The 18,308-nt window shown below is 32.1% G+C and carries 17 protein-coding genes; 3 read left to right on the forward strand and 14 right to left on the reverse strand.

Annotation, left to right across the window (positions count from 1 at the left end; translation table 11 throughout):
- Positions 1-221 precede the first annotated feature (221 nt).
- The 11 genes from E0K96_RS03425 to E0K96_RS03480 form a co-directional block, all read right to left on the reverse strand.
- Positions 222-425, reverse strand: coding sequence for a hypothetical protein (locus tag E0K96_RS03425; protein ID WP_087305510.1), 204 nt, complete (start codon positions 423-425; stop codon positions 222-224).
- Positions 426-479: 54 nt separating this feature from the next.
- Complete coding sequence (locus E0K96_RS03430) at positions 480-677, reverse strand: DpnD/PcfM family protein (RefSeq protein WP_168081206.1); 198 nt, start codon at positions 675-677, stop codon at positions 480-482.
- A gap of 152 nt (positions 678-829) precedes the next feature.
- Entirely contained in the window at positions 830-1,285 is a 456-nt protein-coding gene (locus E0K96_RS03435) for a hypothetical protein (RefSeq protein ID WP_168081208.1), read from the reverse strand.
- Between the two features lie 100 nt (positions 1,286-1,385).
- Complete coding sequence (locus E0K96_RS03440) at positions 1,386-2,327, reverse strand: DUF3991 and TOPRIM domain-containing protein (protein ID WP_168081210.1); 942 nt, start codon at positions 2,325-2,327, stop codon at positions 1,386-1,388.
- Positions 2,305-2,616 (reverse strand): hypothetical protein, encoded by a 312-nt coding sequence (locus E0K96_RS03445; protein WP_158097302.1) that lies wholly within the window; start codon positions 2,614-2,616, stop codon positions 2,305-2,307. The genes E0K96_RS03440 and E0K96_RS03445 overlap by 23 nt, the downstream gene beginning before the upstream one ends.
- A gap of 182 nt (positions 2,617-2,798) precedes the next feature.
- A complete protein-coding gene (locus E0K96_RS03450) occupies positions 2,799-3,005 on the reverse strand; it encodes a hypothetical protein (protein WP_087305503.1) in 207 nt (68 codons plus the stop codon).
- A 117-nt stretch (positions 3,006-3,122) separates the two neighbouring features.
- Entirely contained in the window at positions 3,123-11,399 is an 8,277-nt protein-coding gene (locus E0K96_RS12380) for a DEAD/DEAH box helicase family protein (RefSeq protein ID WP_240924419.1), read from the reverse strand.
- Positions 11,400-11,535: 136 nt separating this feature from the next.
- Positions 11,536-11,718, reverse strand: a complete 183-nt coding sequence (locus E0K96_RS03465; protein WP_168081214.1) for a DUF6019 family protein — start codon at positions 11,716-11,718, stop codon at positions 11,536-11,538.
- Between the two features lie 23 nt (positions 11,719-11,741).
- Positions 11,742-12,203: a hypothetical protein gene (locus tag E0K96_RS03470; protein ID WP_087246076.1), complete on the reverse strand. Its 462-nt coding sequence runs from the start codon at positions 12,201-12,203 to the stop codon at positions 11,742-11,744.
- Positions 12,204-12,226: 23 nt separating this feature from the next.
- Positions 12,227-12,646, reverse strand: a complete 420-nt coding sequence (locus E0K96_RS03475; protein ID WP_087246078.1) for a hypothetical protein — start codon at positions 12,644-12,646, stop codon at positions 12,227-12,229.
- Between the two features lie 23 nt (positions 12,647-12,669).
- On the reverse strand, positions 12,670-13,020 hold the full coding sequence (locus E0K96_RS03480) for a DUF3784 domain-containing protein (protein ID WP_087304540.1): 351 nt from the start codon (positions 13,018-13,020) through the stop codon (positions 12,670-12,672).
- Between the two features lie 220 nt (positions 13,021-13,240).
- On the opposite strand from E0K96_RS03480, the gene E0K96_RS03485 reads away from it, so the two are divergent.
- From E0K96_RS03485 to tet(44), 3 genes are read left to right on the forward strand one after another with little or no spacing between them, the layout of a single operon-like run.
- Positions 13,241-13,591, forward strand: a complete 351-nt coding sequence (locus E0K96_RS03485) for a VOC family protein (protein ID WP_087302310.1) — start codon at positions 13,241-13,243, stop codon at positions 13,589-13,591.
- 12 nt (positions 13,592-13,603) lie between these two features.
- On the forward strand, positions 13,604-14,131 hold the full coding sequence (locus E0K96_RS03490) for a PadR family transcriptional regulator (protein ID WP_087302312.1): 528 nt from the start codon (positions 13,604-13,606) through the stop codon (positions 14,129-14,131).
- 49 nt (positions 14,132-14,180) lie between these two features.
- Positions 14,181-16,103 carry a tetracycline resistance ribosomal protection protein Tet(44) gene (gene tet(44) / locus E0K96_RS03495; RefSeq protein ID WP_087302314.1) on the forward strand — a complete coding sequence of 641 codons (1,923 nt, stop codon included), beginning with the start codon at positions 14,181-14,183 and terminating at the stop codon, positions 16,101-16,103.
- A 71-nt stretch (positions 16,104-16,174) separates the two neighbouring features.
- On the opposite strand, the gene E0K96_RS03500 is transcribed toward tet(44), so the two are convergent.
- The 3 genes from E0K96_RS03500 to E0K96_RS03510 are packed head-to-tail and all read right to left on the reverse strand — an operon-like array spanning position 16,175 to position 18,243.
- The gene (locus E0K96_RS03500; protein ID WP_168081216.1) at positions 16,175-16,945 is read right to left on the reverse strand and encodes an LPD28 domain-containing protein; all 771 of its coding nucleotides are present in this window, start codon (positions 16,943-16,945) and stop codon (positions 16,175-16,177) included.
- Positions 16,893-17,618, reverse strand: coding sequence for a hypothetical protein (locus E0K96_RS03505; protein WP_168081218.1), 726 nt, complete (start codon positions 17,616-17,618; stop codon positions 16,893-16,895). Before E0K96_RS03505 ends, E0K96_RS03500 begins: the two co-directional genes overlap by 53 nt.
- Entirely contained in the window at positions 17,602-18,243 is a 642-nt protein-coding gene (locus tag E0K96_RS03510; protein ID WP_206080572.1) for a hypothetical protein, read from the reverse strand. Before E0K96_RS03510 ends, E0K96_RS03505 begins: the two co-directional genes overlap by 17 nt.
- Positions 18,244-18,308: the final 65 nt, after the last annotated feature.

An 18,308-nucleotide genomic window follows, 5' to 3' on the forward strand; every position in this document is an offset into this window, starting at 1 on the left:
ATATATCCTTCTCTTTTATAACCTGTCTGCTGTACTTTTTCATTGAGTGAATTCAATTCCTTGTCATTGAGATGAATGATCACTCGATGAGGTCTTTTTCTGTTTTCTGTCATTGGCAATTCTCCTTTCAGTAGTAGGGGTCTTAGGGTGAAACCCTAACAAGCGAATGAGGTGGGCAACCGAATTCAGTGCTTGCTAGTATACAGGACACTCTTGGAGTGTCAGTTGTTATTAATTGTATTCTTAGGTTGATAAAAATCATTGATTGCAGTCTGAAGCTTATCCTGTTCATTCTTGAATGTATATAATCTTTTCAAATCTGTGTTTATTGAGGATAGCTCATGTTCAATTTTTTCTTTTTCACTTAGCTTTTTTTGCTTTAATGCTTCCAGTTTATTAATTGATTTTTGTACTCTTGAATCCATTTTTTATTCACTTCCTTTCAGTTTTCATAGCAAAAAAGAGAGATAAAAGTGCATTTATCTCTCATCATGATTCATTAATCTTGTTTCTTTTATGATATGAAAATCTGTATCAACATAGTCATTTTCGTTTAAAATGATATCTTCATTTTTATATCTTTCCTTGATTTTTTGTTCAGCTTCTTCACGGGAATTAGCCGAAACAGTAATTTGTTTTTGCAAAGTTTCAGTAATTTCAACAAGATATTTTTTCATAGATATTCACTCCTTTAACATAATGAAATAGCCATTCTCTTATAGACGAATGGCTAAAAAATAGACAGATTCATTTTTAAATGCTTGAAAGTTACATGAATCATTGAACGATATTTTTGATTTCATAAAAAATGAATAGAAAAGATGATCATTTATGAACATTTTTTTAATTGTTTTTGACGATATTCATCGACTTCTTCTTTGCTTATAATACCGTTATCAACAAGTGGTTGAATGCATTCATCAGATTGCATTATTAAATCTACAGCATCATCACTTAGTGAACAGATGAATTTAGGCATTTCATTGTTTTTAATATAGTAATGTATAATTGTCCCAGAAGCTACTATTCCACAAATATCTGGGCAGTCAGGAACTTTCACTGGTTCATGACATGGACGGACTATTGAAATCTCATCATTAAGATATGCATTTATCGCAAAGAGAGTATAGTCATCAATCTTTGCTGGAAGTTTTTCAAAAATGGTCATCTTCAATGAAACAATTCCAGCTAGTTTTGTATCAGATTCATTGGCAAGATAGTAATAATCAATAACATCATCTTTCTGTTCCTTTAGTATAATGGTCAATATTTTTATATTATCCATCAGTAAATCACCTCATCATTATTATGCAATATTTTTATTTGAAAAGGAATTGTACAAAATTAAAATTTGCATATTTTTAGAAAAATCTTCTGCCATTAACTTATCTTTCCATGTCAGTATGAAATACTCTAGTCTGCAATTCTTGATTAACATCTTTATATTTTTGTGGTGAGCAGTCGATGATTTTATACTGATTTTTTAAATGATATTGAATTTTTTTGACAGTATCCTTTCCAGCTTTATCATTATCCATATGAAGAAATATGGAATTGATTTCATTGTTATTTAAAAAATGATTAAGGGCTACAGGTATTTCAGTATCATGAATATTTTTTCCAATGAGGGTTGCTCCATCTATGGAAAGGTAATTATTGTTAAGATAATCCTTTTTATTTCCTTTTAGAATTGTCATATATGATAGTAAATCAATGGCTGATTCAAAGACATGCAACTGATGACTATGCTCATTTTTTATGTTGAAACTATATGCTTTATTGCTTCCCGGAATGTTTTTTTTCATATCAGAATCTATTGAGCGTGTGCTTGCAAATTTAGGCATATGGCTTTCATCATATCCAACAAATACAACAGCATGATCATGTGCTGATTCATAGATGAGTTTTTTCTTGATGCAATAATCTACTATGCTCTTATCGAGCTTTCGTTCATTGACAAGATAGCTGATAATCTTGTTGTCATTTTCGTAACGATAGGGGAGGCGAAAATGATAACTAGATTTATTTGATTGAATAACTTTTGTTGGAGGTTGTTTATCAATCAGATCCTTTAGATATAATGCGGCATCTAGAAATTCCATTTCTTCTACTTTAATGAGATATTGCAGTGCAGTTCGTCCTCCAATGTTTTGTGCCCACCAGCACCATAGACCATTGCTTATATGAAGCGAACCATGAGTGCGAGTCACATAATCATTTCTGCTCTTTTTAACAAGTTCCTGCGGTTCATAATTTTTGAGATAGGTTAGAAGATCAAGCTCCTTGATTCTTGCGAGATCTTTTTTACTGATGAATCTTTTTGCCATTGTTAAGCTCCTTTCTATAACATTGATAAAGGAGATATAGAGCGTCGATATAATCCATTTCTTCAACGAAAACAAGATACTGGATGGCTGTTTTGCCATTCAGATGATGTGATTTCCATGCCCATCTATTCTTATAAATTATAAGACCATTATGCGTAATTGAATCATAATGGCTCTTATTTTTGATGATTGAATTTGGTTCGTATTGCTTTAAATATGACAGTAAATCAATTGTCTTGAGCTGTATAACATGTTCGACTGGTATCTTTTTTATAAGTTTTGTATTCATGTTCGATTTCTCCTATATAAAAAACAACGAAAGATTTTTTCGTTGCTGTTAAGATAATATTGATATTTGATTTGATGAAATAATAAATTTATATTCTTAAAAGGAAAACATTTCTGATAGCATTGAAATAAAAAGAAGTAACGAAATTATTGACGTCACTTCTATAGGGAATTCTTTATTGTTTATTCAAATGTCATTGTTCTAACAATATGTTTTGCTAACCATCTAGGACCTTTATGAGCTAAAGGACTGCCATCAGAAAAATCAGTTAAACGTAGCTTTCTATTAGCAATGCTGTTTGCTTCTTTTTCTGAAATCTTACCATTAGAGAATTTAATCAACGCTTGAATAAAATCTGATCTAAGAAATTCATTTCTTGTTGTATTCATCTACGTCCAACTCCTTTCAATTTCCTTTTTAATTATAATCTTATTTTACAATAAATTCTATATTGATGATATTATATCATTTTATACTATATTTATATCTTATATCAATTTGAAAATTTATCTTTCATGATTGATAGTCTTATCTTGAATGATTACTGATGATTCCTCTAAAGGGATTGTTTCTTTATCATTTTGATTTCCTATATCCAGCTCTTTGTTCAGTATAGCTAAACGAGATGACTTATCCTGCAGTTCCTGTTCTTTTTCAAATGGTCGAACAACTTCTTCCTTTGCATTATGAAATTGTTGTTCTACAGTTGTCAGAAGACTTCTTTCTGTCTCTAACTTTTTTGCAATTGAACTGATCTGATTATCGATTCTTGTAATATTTCCGTAAACATCATTTCCTAGATCTATCATATATGTTCCATTTTTCTTTAATGTCAATTGATGATAGGAATGGAACTGGTCATAGGAGAGGTGTAATTCAAAGCCACGATATTCACCGATTATTTTTTGAACTGATGATTTATCTTTTTCACATAAGATCAGCAATGCTTTTCCTGCAGTTTCCTTTTCCAAGTAAAAATGATTCTGTAATGTCATTCCACTAAATTCCTCAACAGGTGAAGTGCTGTCCAGATCTTTTTGATAGTCATTGATTTTTTCCTTGATGGAGGCAATTTTCATTGGGTAATACTTAATAATTTTATCTTCCAAATCATATTTTTCGCTTAGATAATTAGCTTTTGCTAGTTTCAATCTATTGACTTGTATGTCGAGATCCATCTTTTCCTTTATCTTTGGATTTCCACTTGCGAGGGCTTTGATTTCAGCATAGCTTAACGTAACTTCATCTATATCTTCTGCTGAGCGGACAGGACTCTTTGATGTCTGTATCTGTGAAATAAACTTTTGCTTACTTTCTATAAGCTGGTATAAATAACTATCAAATGTCTGTTCCGTTACATATCTATAGATTTCTACATCACTGTTTGTATTCCCCTGACGGATAATTCTTCCTGATCTTTGCTCCAGATCGCTTGGTCTCCAAGGACAATCGAGGTCATGAGAAGCTATCAGTAAATCTTGGACATTCGTACCAGCACCCATTTTAGCAGTAGATCCAAGCAATATACGAACACTTCCTTGTCTTACTTTTGAGAAGAGTTCTTTCTTTTTTGTATCTGTTGCAGCATCATGAATATAAGCAATCTCATTGGGTGGAATGCCATGTTCAATAAGTTTTTTGTAGATGTCATCATAAACATTTGTGTATGGAATATTTACATTTTGCTCCAGCTTTTCTAGAAATGCTTTAGATGTTTTTTGAGGAGTAGACATATCACAGAAAATTAGTTGGGTAGACTTTTTATCTTTGGTTTCCTCATAGATGCGAATGACATTATCAATACATGCATTGACCTTGCTATGAGGGTTGTCGTCAAGGGTTGGATCAATGAGTCTTTGATCGAGTGCAAGTTTTCTTCCGTCATTGGTAATCTTTAGCATATTGTCCACCGTTGGATCGATATTTTCATTACGTATGGCTTCAGCTCTTTTTGCAAATTCTGCAACGATTTCTTTCTGTTCTTCACTTGGCTTGACTGCAATATTGTGATAATGAGCAGTTGGAGTAGGGAGATTAAGCATATCTGCTGTCTTGATATCTGCTACTTCTTTGAACATGTTAATCAGTTCTGGCAGGTTGAAAAATTTTGCAAATCTTGTCTTCATTCTGTAACCAGTTCCTTCGGGTGCCAACTCAATAGCTGTTACTGTTTCGCCGAATGTTGAAGCCCATGAATCAAAATGTTCCAATCCGTGTTCTTTTAATGTGTTGTATTGAAGATAACGCTGTATTGTGTACATTTCCGTCATGGAGTTGGATATAGGAGTACCCGTCGCAAAGACAACGCCTTTGCCACCTGTGATTTCATCTAGATATTGGCATTTCATGAACATATCCGAAGATTTTTGTGCCTCTGTTTGGGTTAGACCTGCAACATTTCTCATCTTGGTATAAAGGAAAAGATTCTTATAGTTATGGCTTTCGTCAACAAATAATCTATCAATGCCAAGTTCCTCGAAGTAGATAACATCATCTTTTCTTTCATCATTGTTTAGCTTTTCGAGCCTTTTCTTTAACCCTTTTTTAGTTCTTTCCAATTGTTTGACTGAGAATCTTTCACCACCATTTGCCTTAAGGTCCTGAATGCCGTTTGTTATGCTTTCGATTTGATCTTCAATGAGTTTACGTTGTCTTTCTACAGAGATAGGAATTTTTTCAAACTGTGAATGTCCAATGATAACTGCATCCCATTCACCAGTAGCAATACGTGAACAGAACGTCTTTCGTTTGCTTTTTTCAAAATCCCTTTTTGTTGTTACAAGAATATTTGCACTTGGATAGAGTCTTAGAAATTCAGAACCCCATTGTTCAATCAGATGGTTTGGTACAACGAACATTGCTTTTTGAGATAATCCAAGACGTTTTAATTCCATACACGCAGCAATCATTTCAAAAGATTTCCCTGCTCCAACTACGTGAGCAAGAAGTGTATTCCCACCATATAGAATGTGAGCAATCGCATCTTTTTGATGCTTCCTTAAACTGATTTCATTGTTCATGTTTGGAAATTCCAGATGATCTCCGTTGTACTCACGAGGACGAATGGAATTGAATAGTTCATTATATCTTTTTACAAGATGTTCTCTACGATCGTAATCTTTCCATATCCAGTTGGTGAATGCTTCCTTGATAGCTTCTTGCTTTTGTTGGGCAATCATCGTTTCTTTTTTATTAAGAATAGCGACTTTCTTGCCTTCATCATCATATTCGTAATCGTAGATTTTTGTTGTCTTTAAATTAAGGCAGTCTTCCAACAGACGATACGCATTCGCTCGATGTGTCCCATACGTTTTTTCGGCTTTGGCATTGCCTCTATCCCAGTTCTTGTTCGATATATTCCAGTTTCCAGTAGCTTTTGAATAGGTAATATTGATTCTTGATTGAACAAAAGTGGAGGTCGATAGAAGTTCATGCATGAAATCTTCATAGATATTTTCAGGTATCCACGTTGCTCCAAGCCTTACTTCAATCTCTGAAGCGGACAGTTCATCAGGCATAGCCTGTTTTAATGCATCAATATTTTCTTGATAGATAGGATTGATGGAAACTGCCATCTCTGCTACTTTCAATTTTTGGCGAATATTGCCACTCAAATATTCATCAGCAGTGACATAGACTTCATTGTTATCATCAATGTCAGGAAATTGATAGATGACACCCTTTAAATCTTCTACCATTTTCTCTTTATCAAATCCTGTCAGCTGATTCATGTAATCAAAATCTATCTTTGCTTTTTCGGCTAGTGAAATCATAAGTGCTTCATTGGAAGTTTCAACACTTTCAACAGGAACATGTTTACGGATTGTACGTTTAGAAAACATATCGGCTTTTGACTTAAGCGTACCATCTTCATTTAAGTTTTCCAGCGAACACAAAAGATAGTAGGAACTGTCATCACGGAAAGCTAAACTATTTCCACGGGAATTGATGAGTCCATATTTTTCTGTGAATGCATCATAAAGGATATTTAGTCTTTTCTGTTCGTTTTCAATGACTAGCTCTTCAAAATCTTCTTTCTGATAGTTGATAAGATTACGTACACAGTCACGAATTTCTATCATGTCGGTAATACGATTTCTTGCAGTTTCAGTCAGTTCCATTTTCGTCATAATGCTGTTTTCTCTGAAATAGATATCACCATCAATGAGCGTGTAGCTGAAGTTTTTTACTGTTGGATCTGCAGGTATCGTCACTATTTCTTCATTGGAATCTTCAATGACGTTATCGTCGAAGATGATCTGATCCATCTTACCTTGGATATTTGAAATAGCTTTTTCAAGTGAATCCTTCAATGGAATATCATCAAAAGGAACAACGGTCAATTCATCACGTCCATACATTGACTTTGACATTTCAAAGTTTCCCAGTACCATGTCCGGATGGTTCTGGAAATAGGCATTATAGACAAAACCATTTGCATCCTCTTGTGTATATAGCCATGGTTCATCAACCACCATCGGTCTTTCACGTTTCTTCAAAAACAGGATATCACTGACCGCTTTGGTGTTTGCACTTTCTTTGAAAGCTGTATTAGGAAGTCTGATTGCTCCAAGCAGTTCAGCATGTTCGGATATATATTTTCTGACAGAAGAATTAGCTTTGTCCATCGTGTATTTCGATGTTACGAAGGCAATGATACCACCAGTTCTTACTTTATCCAGTGTCTTTGCAAAATAGTAATCATGGATATTGAAATTAAGTTTATTATATCTTTTATCAGATACCTTGAACTGTCCAAATGGAACGTTACTGATGGCAACATCGAAGAAACTGTCCGGAAGATTTGTATTTTCGTATCCATCTATCGTGATATTGGCTTTCTGATACAGTTGTTTAGCAATTCGTCCTGTGATTGAATCCAGTTCGATTCCATACAATTTCGAATTCTGCATTTGTTGAGGCAGTCTTCCCAAGAAGTTACCAGTCCCGCAGGCTGGCTCCAGTATATTTCCATACTTGAATCCAAGATTGTTCAAAGTAGAATAGATGGAATCAATCACGATAGGTGGAGTATAGAAAGCTGTTAAAGTAGACTCTCTTGCTTGTGTATATTCTTCATCATTAAGTAGTGATTTCAATTCTGTATATTCATTTGCCCAGTTCGATTTTGTAGAATCGAATACATCAGAAAGTCCACCCCAGCCAACATATTTAGCAAGGATTTCCTGTTCATCTTTATTTGCCAGACGATTTTCCTTTTCCAAAGAAAAAAGCAGCCTGATGGCTGCAATGTTGTTCCTATATCTTTCTTTTGGTGTACCTGATCCAAGATGTTCATTATCGATGTGATAGTTAACTGGCTCTTCTTGAGATTTGTTCTGTTCAGCTTGATTGTTAAGCTCTTGAATAATGTTATTGTTATCAAATTTATGAGAATTTTTGATAGAATTGGTAAGATTATGTACATCTGCATAATCTATAAGTTTGTCGTAAGGCATACTTGAATAGATGATTTCTCCATTATCATTATAATCCACATGATACGTACCGATTTTTTCATCATTCATGTAAATTTGTTCAGATTCCAGATAATAATCTTTATCCTTAATATTTTGTAACCATGTTAAGGCATACTGAAGCATATCGTTTTGTATGAATTCATTTGAATCATTATCAGTATTAAATTCAACATTGAGTAGAGGATTGCTGTAATAGATAGGGCTAATTGCCTTATCAGTGGAATCATAGAAAAACTTCATATGCGGTTCAGTTATCTCGATACCATTAAGTTCATACCAGTGATACATTTCAATGATTTTCTCATCACTATTATAGAAAATAGTAAGAGGATGTTCTTCACTGTTTTTCGAATAAAATGTCATCATGTAGGACTGAACATCTAAAATGTTTGGTACAAGTTCGTATAGTGCATTATAAAGTTCTGATGTTTCCTGAACAGGTAATGTCGAAATATCATTATAGACCTTATCAATAAGATGATCTATAACCTTTTCTCTGAAAACATCATTGGTTGTATAAAGATTATAGATAGCTTCATCTGTCATGTTTATAGATGTCATGATGTCAATCATAGTTTCTCGAATCAGCAACTCTGCCTCATGTACATCTGTATCACGATTTCTTAATCGAGGGTAGTATTCACTTCGTTGAATCCTATCAATAAATACAGGAATATATTCATCAAGAAGCTGTTGTTCGCTAGTTTTATGATTATCTTCTTCGATTGCAACTAGTAATTTATCATTAAGTGGGTTTTCCTTTAAAAGAGATTTGAATTCTTCTCTTGATAGGTAATCAATAAATAAAGGAAATTCATCACTTTGGATAGCAATCTGATTTCCATCTTCAATGATTGTATATTTGTCAGCACCTTTGTAGAGCTTATCACCAATTTTCCAACGATAGTCTTTTTTGATATTTTCATCTGTACTGTTTTCCACAACCATACCAGCTGGTTCATTATTTGACATTTTATGTTCATACTCAAGCTGCTGTTCCATCTGCTTCTGAAGAAATGCAGGGTATCCTTCCATTTCTTCCTCATTGAGATAACGATTTGTAGCAACAAGCTCACTGATTCTTTTAGCAATCTTTTTCCAGTTAAGGGTTATCTTTATTTCTTCTTTGCCTATCTGTCGGCTTCTAGAAAATTTGATTCCTCTGCTGTCGTAATTTATATCAATCAGTCCTACTACTGGAGCAAAACCACCAATTCCATATTCTTCTTTTAAAAACAGGGCATTTTCATTGACTGAATGTTTTTTGAGCATTTGCTGATAGATTCTGTATTTCCCATTTTCAAAACCACTGCCACGAACAAGAGCACGGTCTATTTCCTCTTGAGAAAAATAAATACCGTTTTTGAGCTGTTCCTCATTTTCATATATAGCTGTTTGCTGTTCTTCAATAGTTGGAATTTGAACACTAGGATCAAAATAGCGTGATAGAATCATGCCGTCTATTTCGCTTTCTACAAGGGACCAACTGTAATCACTAGATGCTTTCTGATCATCATACGGTCCCATGTAGATATGCAGATGCTCATTCTCTTTCTTGAATCCAAGAATGACACCATCCACTTCCATTTCTACAATCTGGTCAGGATAAAAGTCCTTTATGAACTGTATACGCTTTTGTCGATCTTGTTCATTGTTTAGAAATTCAATAATTTCGGTAGAGTTTTTTCTGAACTCATTTTTATATGAAAACAGATAATAGTCTACATTTCTATTCATTAATCCTTTTTCATAGGTCAGTTGAATAGGAGTCATGCCTTTCTGTCTAGAATATAGATATTCGTCGTTCTCAATTAATTTTGCGACTTCCAATTGAAGCTGAAAGAAAGATAAATGAGATTTGGATTTTTTGTTTTGCCAGCTACCAGCCCATACATTAAGCCCGTTACCATCTTTCTTGTAACCAATATAAGAGTAGTCATTTTTTTCTGGACGTCGGAATGTTTCCACTAGAGTATCATCATAACATTCTGCAAGATAATCGGCACGTTCCTTATCGTCCGTATGTTCCATAAAGAACTGTTGAATTTCTTCACGAGAATGTTGAAGTGAAACATCTTCACGTAATAACGTAGGTAAATCCTGCAAATCAAAAGGTGGTAAAGCATTTTTTATTTCTTCACCACCTAATCCTAAATCTAATTGTAGATTATCTCTGCTAAGATTATTTCCTCGGCTTGTTCTTTTAGATTGTCCATATGTTGTACCCATTCCATCTGATGAGTTTCCTTGTCTGGAGCTGGCTGTTTCTTCAGCAATTCCTCCATCAAAATTTCCATTTTTTGTACTGCTTCCTGATTGATTGTTTTTAAATGTTTGTTCAGTTTGTTCTTCGCTTTCAATGCGAGAAGATGTGCCGGATAGTTTGTTTTGAGGTAATTGTATCTCATCCTTGCGTATCGGCTGTTGAAGATTGGTTCTTCTGCTTTCAGATTTGGCATTAGATAATCTCCCACTTGATTGTACGTCAATTCTTTCATGTATATCGCTCCTTTCGTTGTTTACACCTCTATTTTGTATCATTTGTTTGGACTGTTCAAATGTACGAATCATAATTTCTTTTGCTTTTGCAGAAATATCATTCATGCCTATTTCACATATGTCACGACTTGCTGTTCCAAGCTGCATGATCATGTCAATGGAATTGAAATCTTTTATAGCATAGAAATCTTCAGCAGTAAAGTAATCATTAACATTCAATCCACTTCTATGAATAATCTCGAATGCTATGGAATTTGTTAATAATGATTTAAATTCAATCATGATTTCATGTTCTTCCATATGCTCAAGTTCGCTGTCTTTTCGAAATTTGAGTAGGGGAGAAAAGTAATTTTGTATATTTTCTTCAGCAATGATAGATGACATTTCAATGATTGCATGTCCTAGTTCTATAGAAAAATTCATATTCCCATACTTATTTTCAAGCATATGGATATATTCTAATTCATCTTTTATTTCTACTCTCCATAGATGGAGAGGCTTAAAGCTGGGACTGCGGGTATCCTTGATATCAAATACATATCTTAAGGTGTTATCATCATTTAAAAGAGCAATACCTTTAGAGCCTTTGCGTATCCATCGACTATGTTTTTCATTCCATGTTTCAAAAGATGCACATGCTTTCGCATCTGGCTTTTGAGTATAAATTAAAAGTTGATCAGCAAAATCGTATTTAAACATATAAGCTGATGTTTTTAAGAATGCCATCCAATTATAAGGTGACTTGGAAAGATTCTCAGCTTGTTCAAGTAGAAGCTCATGAATATATTCATATTTTGTTTTCAATGTTGAACCTCCTCTCGTTTGTATATAAAAAGAGATTCCTAAAAAATTGGAATCTCTTATGTTGTAAATCTATACGTATTGTAAAGTATTACTTTTATCTAATAAATTTGGATTTGTTTGCTTAACAAACTGGAATTTACTTATCTTTAGTGTCAAGTCCGAGTACCATTTCAATTTCAGTATCCTCAGCTGTTTTCTTTCCAGTAATATCCTTATATGCTTCTTTTACACCGTTTTTTACTGCCCATTTCACAATAAAGTACAATGCAATCAAAATAATGATTGCAGTTCCGCCACTGATTCCTAATTCTTTCCACATAATTTGAACCTCCAAATTCTAATTTATATAATAGCATTTTCCATTGATTTTTCTTTTGTAACTTTTTCACCTAAATAATTAGCAAGCTTTTCTGTAAAAAAGCTAAAGTAAGATACTCCGTTGTTTCTTTTATTTTGAAAATATGGCAAAAATCCCCATAGTGTTGATGGAATCCCTATTACTATTAAATATAATGGTCCAAAAATAAGGGATTGAATTGTATGACCATATTCGTGAACTAAAAGCCTTTTACTTAATTCTTCATCTGGTATTTTATTTTTTGTTCTTTTATCTTTCATCGGATTAGTTGTTGTAAAGACGAACATTCCCAAAGATACACTTGAAGGAACATTTCTTTCAGTAATAATTGCACCGTGATAAAAATAATGTTTATTTTTTATATTAATTAAAAATACTATAAATCCTAACAATGTTTGTGGCAATCCCCAAGTGCATTGAATTAATATATATATTACATTTTTCATAACTAACTCCAATCTACAACTTACTATTTCTCATCATCTAATAACTGTATTTTAATCACATCATTTATTTCTGCTGGTTCTGTTTCTTGTATACTACCAGTAAATATAATTGATATATTATCTCCTATTTCTAGCTCATCAGCATTTATTTTAGTATGTCGCCATTCTAATTCAGTAGCCTCTGTAATTATAAACTCAAAATTTCCACGAAAGTTTATATCGTTTATATCTAAGCCTTTTACTGTTAATGCTATATTATCTATTGTAAAATTAGTATCTCTTATATCCGTAATTGTTGCATAAAAAGTTTGATATGATACCTTATGATTATCTAAGTTTTTTTCAAAATCATCATAAGCTCTCTTGTACCCTATAAAATAACTTATAATTGCCACAATTATTACCGCTATAATACATAAACATACTATTTTTTTCTTTTCCATAATTACCTCCAAATAATAAATTACTATTTGTATTGACGGTATTTTTTAGGATTTATCTTAGGTATTATAATTGATAGAATAACCATTATTGCAATTATCCCAAGTCCAACACATAAAACAAAATCATTGTGATTAAAGCTGCCGTATAATAAAAGAAATGCTCCTATTCCGCAGAAAACAACGCATTTTCCAAACAAATGACATATTGCTTTCTCATTGTATGTTGCTTTTTCTTCTTTACTCATCGTATTCCATCCAGCAAGAAACCAAGTACCCTTTTGATTATAAATATTCACACCCCACACTACTGCCCCCAAAGAAATTGCTAATGTAAGGACTATCTCGAAGAAATTCATATTTTCAACTCCTTCCATAAAAACACCTTGATAACTTCCAATTTAGTGATTTGTTTAATAAATAGTAATTTACCAAAAAGATTGTCAGTAATGACAGTCTTTTTTGTACGACAGGCAGTTATACAAATAAATTAGTTCAGTGCAACTAATCTATTTTTTTATTATATATTGACTTTTAACGATAACTACTATAAAATATAGTAGTGTAGTTTATAGTAGAAAGGAGGACATTAAATATATGAAAAATTATGACAATTATTTTCTTCCTGTAGATAATATGGAAGAAGCAAAAAGATACTATGAGGAAATATTGGGGTTAAAAAAGAAATTTGATTTCTCTGATAAGGGAATGGTTGCTTATAATATTGGAAATGAAGAACCTGCAATAATTTTAAAAGACAAAAATAAATTTGAGAATTTAAAGCCTACAATATGGTTTGAAGTAGAAGATGTTGCAATCTTCTATAAAGAAATGTTGAATAATGATATAAAATTTTTGAGTGAGCCTTTTAAAATTGGAACTGGTAATGCAGTCGAGTTTGAAGATCCATTTGGAAATAGACTTGGCGTTACAGATTATATTAAGTAAGGAGTAGAGATTATGTCAAATATAGATTTGGTATTATTAGGACTTATTAAACAAAAATCACAAAGTGCTTATGATATTAAAAAAAATATAGAATATCGTAATATACCAAGATGGGTAAAAATTAGTGAACAGTCTATTTATAAGAAAGTATTACAATTAGAATCAAAAGAATATATTGTTAGCCATAAAGAGAAAGAGGGAAATATGCCAGATAAAGCAATATATACTATTACTAACAAAGGTAATGATTATTTTAATAAACTTATGAATGATATTTCAAATTCTGATGTTAGTCTATATTTGGATTTTAATGTTATTATCACGAATTTAGATTTAGTAGATGATGAACAAAAACAGATTCTTGTTTCTAATATAAAATCAAAGATATTAGAATTAAAAGAATTACTAAATGAAAGACGTTCTCATAGACAACATATTCCTAATGTTGGAAAACAAATGTTCAAACAACAATTAGCATTAGTAGAAACATTAGAAAAGTGGATAATTGATTTTGAGAATAGTTTAAAAGAACAAAATTAGCAAATATTGATTTTAAGTTAAAAGATAAATTTGTAGGGAGGGAAATTCCATGAAAATAATCAACATTGGTATTCTTGCTCATGTAGATGCAGGAAAGACGACCTTAACGGAAAGTCTGCTTTATACAAGTGGAGCAATTTTAGAATTAGGCAGTGTAGATAAGGGAACAACAAGGACAGATACTATGTTTTTAGAACGTCAGCGTGGAATCACAATTCAGGCAGCAGTTACTTCTTTTAATTGGAATGACTACAAAATCAATATTGTAGATACTCCTGGACATACAGATTTTATAACAGAAGTGTATCGTTCCTTATCTGTTCTTGATGGAGCAATTTTAGTAATTTCTGCTAAAGATGGTGTACAAGCACAAACCCGAATACTATTCCATGCACTTCAAAAAATGAATATACCAACAATTATTTTTATAAATAAAATAGATCAGGATGGAATTAACTTAAATAATATTTATCAAAATATCAAAGAAAAACTTTCAAATGATATTATTGTTATGCAAAATGTAACATTAACTCCAGAAATATCAATTAAAAATATCATTGATTTAGATGATTGGGATCCTGTAATTTCCAAAAATGATAAACTTTTAGAAAAATATATTGTAGGAGAAAAATTGACTATACAAGAATTAATGTATGAAGAATATAGGTGTGTTAAAAAAGGTTCGTTGTTTCCTATATACCATGGAAGTGCTAGAAATAATATAGGGACTCAACAACTTATCGAAGCTATTTCAAATCTTTTTTGTTCTGAAATGAATGAGAATGATTCAGAACTATGTGGAAGAGTTTTTAAAATTGAATATACAGACCATAAGCAAAGATTAGTTTATTTGCGTCTTTATAGTGGAACATTACACTTACGAGATACAATTATGTTGCCAGAAAAAAAGAAAATGAAACTTACAGAAATATATATTCCTTCAAATGGGGAAATGATACAGACAAAAATAGTTTGTTCTGGAGATATTTTTATTATACCTAACAATACATTAAGATTGAACGATATTATAGGAAATGAAAAGATTTTGCCATGCAATGTATGGAATGACAAGACTGTACCAATACTACGAACAAGAATTGAACCGATAAAAATAGAAGAGAGAGAAAAATTATTGGATGCTCTTACAGAAATTGCAGATACTGATCCTCTTTTACGTTATTATGTTGATACGATAACACATGAAATCATCATTTCTTTTTTAGGAACAGTGCAGTTAGAAGTTATCTGTTCTCTGTTGATTGAAAAATATCACATAAACATAAGAATCGAAGATCCAACCGTAATTTATTTGGAAAAGCCATTACAAAAGGCAGATTATACTATTCATATTGAAGTACCACCAAATCCATTTTGGGCATCAATTGGATTATCAATAACTCCACTTCCAATTGGCACTGGAATACAGTACGAAAGCAAAGTTTCACTCGGTTATTTAAATCAAAGTTTTCAAAATGCAGTAAGAGAAGGTATTAATTATGGACTGGAGCAAGGATTGTATGGTTGGAAAGTGACAGATTGTAAAATATGTTTTGAATATGGTGTTTATTATAGCCCTGTTAGTACTCCCTCGGATTTTCGCTTTCTTGCCCCAATTGTACTTGAACAAACATTGAAAAAAGCGGGAACGCAATTATTAGAGCCATATCTTTCGTTTATACTTTTTACACCAGAGGGATACTTTTCTCGTGCATATAAAGATGCACAAAAACATTGTGCAATAATTGAAACAAGTCAATCAAAAAATGATGAAGTTATTTTTACAGGACATATTCCTGTACGTTGTATTAATGAATATCGTAATACTTTAACTCTATATACAAATGGGCAAGCAGTTTTTTTGACAGAATTAAAAGATTATCAAATTGCTACTTGTGAACCAGTTATTCAATCACGTAGACCAAATAATCGAATAGATAAAGTACGCCATATGTTTAATAAAAAAGAAAATTAAGTTACTATTCACTAAAATTCCAATTTATCTAGTTTGATTATCTCATAAAAAAAATTTGTTTACAATATATATTAACGAACATAATTATTTTTACTGATAGGATATTTTCTGAAGTAATCATGAATCAAGATACTTTTAGAATCATTAAATAATATATCTTTAGTCTCATCTACATTTCTATATCCATGATGTAATACAATTTTCTTTGTAGTCAATATGGTTCCCCAAAAATTAACACGAATAGATTTTCCTATCATTGTAATTATTCCATCTTGATTATCATCACACTGACACTCATATTTGTATAACCCCTTAGGCAAATCTTTACTATCAATTCGATAGGGTGTGAATAAAGCAGGTTTATTGAAAATTGTTATTTCCTGAAATCTTATATTTTCCAGTTTTATCTTTTGTAGGTTGGGTATATTATTGTTTTTACTGTTCTTATAGAGTTGATATAGATTTCCTTGAATCAGCACGTCTTTGATCGAATGAACCTGCTGTGTTTTTATTAACACACTTAAATGTTTATCAAATCCTTTTTCATGTTTAAGGTATTGATATGCTCTAAATACGTCCATGATGTAATCATCTTTATCAATAATCTGAGCTAGATATTTTAAATTTTCGTTACTTTGATGTGTAAACTTGAATCTTACATGTATAAATTTAACATCATAAGGATAATATCCTAACTTGCGTAGGGAATTAGAAACATGATCATATCCTTTTGAAAGGTCAATATATACTTTTTTATCATCATTCTGTAATATCATCTTGAATGAATTTTCATCGCTCATATCTCTTTGTTCCTTTGATTGGCTTTGTTTTATTTCTTTCAAATTCAAGATGTTTGCTCATGATGACTTGACATCGCTCTCTATAATCCTTGAAAGCATCTGTGTAACTTGAAAAATAGTGACCAGCATAATATCCATATTTTCTGTTAGGGGTAGTATCCCATGTCACATAAGGTGATGGGGAGATAGAGCTATGTCCTAGAACAATCGCTCTGCTTCCAATACTTGTTTCAGCAATAATTTTATATGGTCCGTTTACCTCCTGATAAAGATCAAAAATATTTATGTGATCTGAACTATATAATGAAATGACTTGTGAAGTGATTTCATTTTGTTGACAGTAGGATAGATATTTTTGAAGACCATCCATATGAGAAATGTCGTCACGCCAGTTATCAATAGTATACCAGATGCCACAATGCTCGTCCAGTGTCATGAACTCTATCTCAAATCCATTTTCAAGGTCATCTAGCAGATAGTCCTCAATGTTATAGTCCCAGCTGGGAACTTTTTGATATTCTGTTTTTGCTTGAATATTTTCACGAATGCATCTGATTTCATCAGGATCATTTTGAGATACAGCTATTGCCTGAAATCCAATTGTTCCATCTTCATTTTTAAGTGACAGAACTTGACTGATGACCATATCGGATTCTTCCTTATCTCTAAATGTTTGATAGGAATTATTGATGAAATCCTTAACTTCTTTCTTCATTTTCAGTTCTCCTATCAAGAATCTTGTAGCAAAGTTCATTTCTGAGTTCTAGCGAAGTGATCATACGGTTATTACTTTCTATAATGGTTTCGGCTAGTTCCTTAGATGATTCAAATGTGACTTCACCCAAAAAATCATGAATGAAATCTGGAAAATATCCACAGCTATAGTGAGATAAAAAAGTAGAAGTGAGACCTATTTCATAGCAGAAAGACATATAATAAATGAGACCAACATCAAAAATATCAATGCTGTGATAATAATTGTCTATAAATCCCCACAATTTAATATGAAAGGCGATTGATATATAGACAATCTTGTATCCTTTATTCAATTGCTGAAGCACGTATCCCTCAACACATTCATCAAACAACTCTCTATATTTTTGTTTGTCATAACGAATGTTTTGAATAGGAATTGATTTGCTTCTCGCTTTTGGGCGAAATAGAAAAGATTCATCTGGATTGATTTGATCTGAAACACCAGCTGCATAATAATCCTTTCCATTGATTTCCTTGACAAGAATAAAATCAATATGTGGATATTCATATAGACTTGAATTTCCTATTTCATTGATGACTTTTTCTATATGTTCTGCTCTAGTTTTAAAAATCATAGTTTTCATTCCTTTCTTTATTTAATTATTTAAAAACAGGCAGCAATGATGCCACCTGCTTTTAATAATTAATT

This window comes from Massilimicrobiota sp. SW1139, assembly GCF_012027715.1.
Classification (GTDB): domain Bacteria; phylum Bacillota_I; class Bacilli_A; order Erysipelotrichales; family Coprobacillaceae; genus Allocoprobacillus; species Allocoprobacillus merdigallinarum.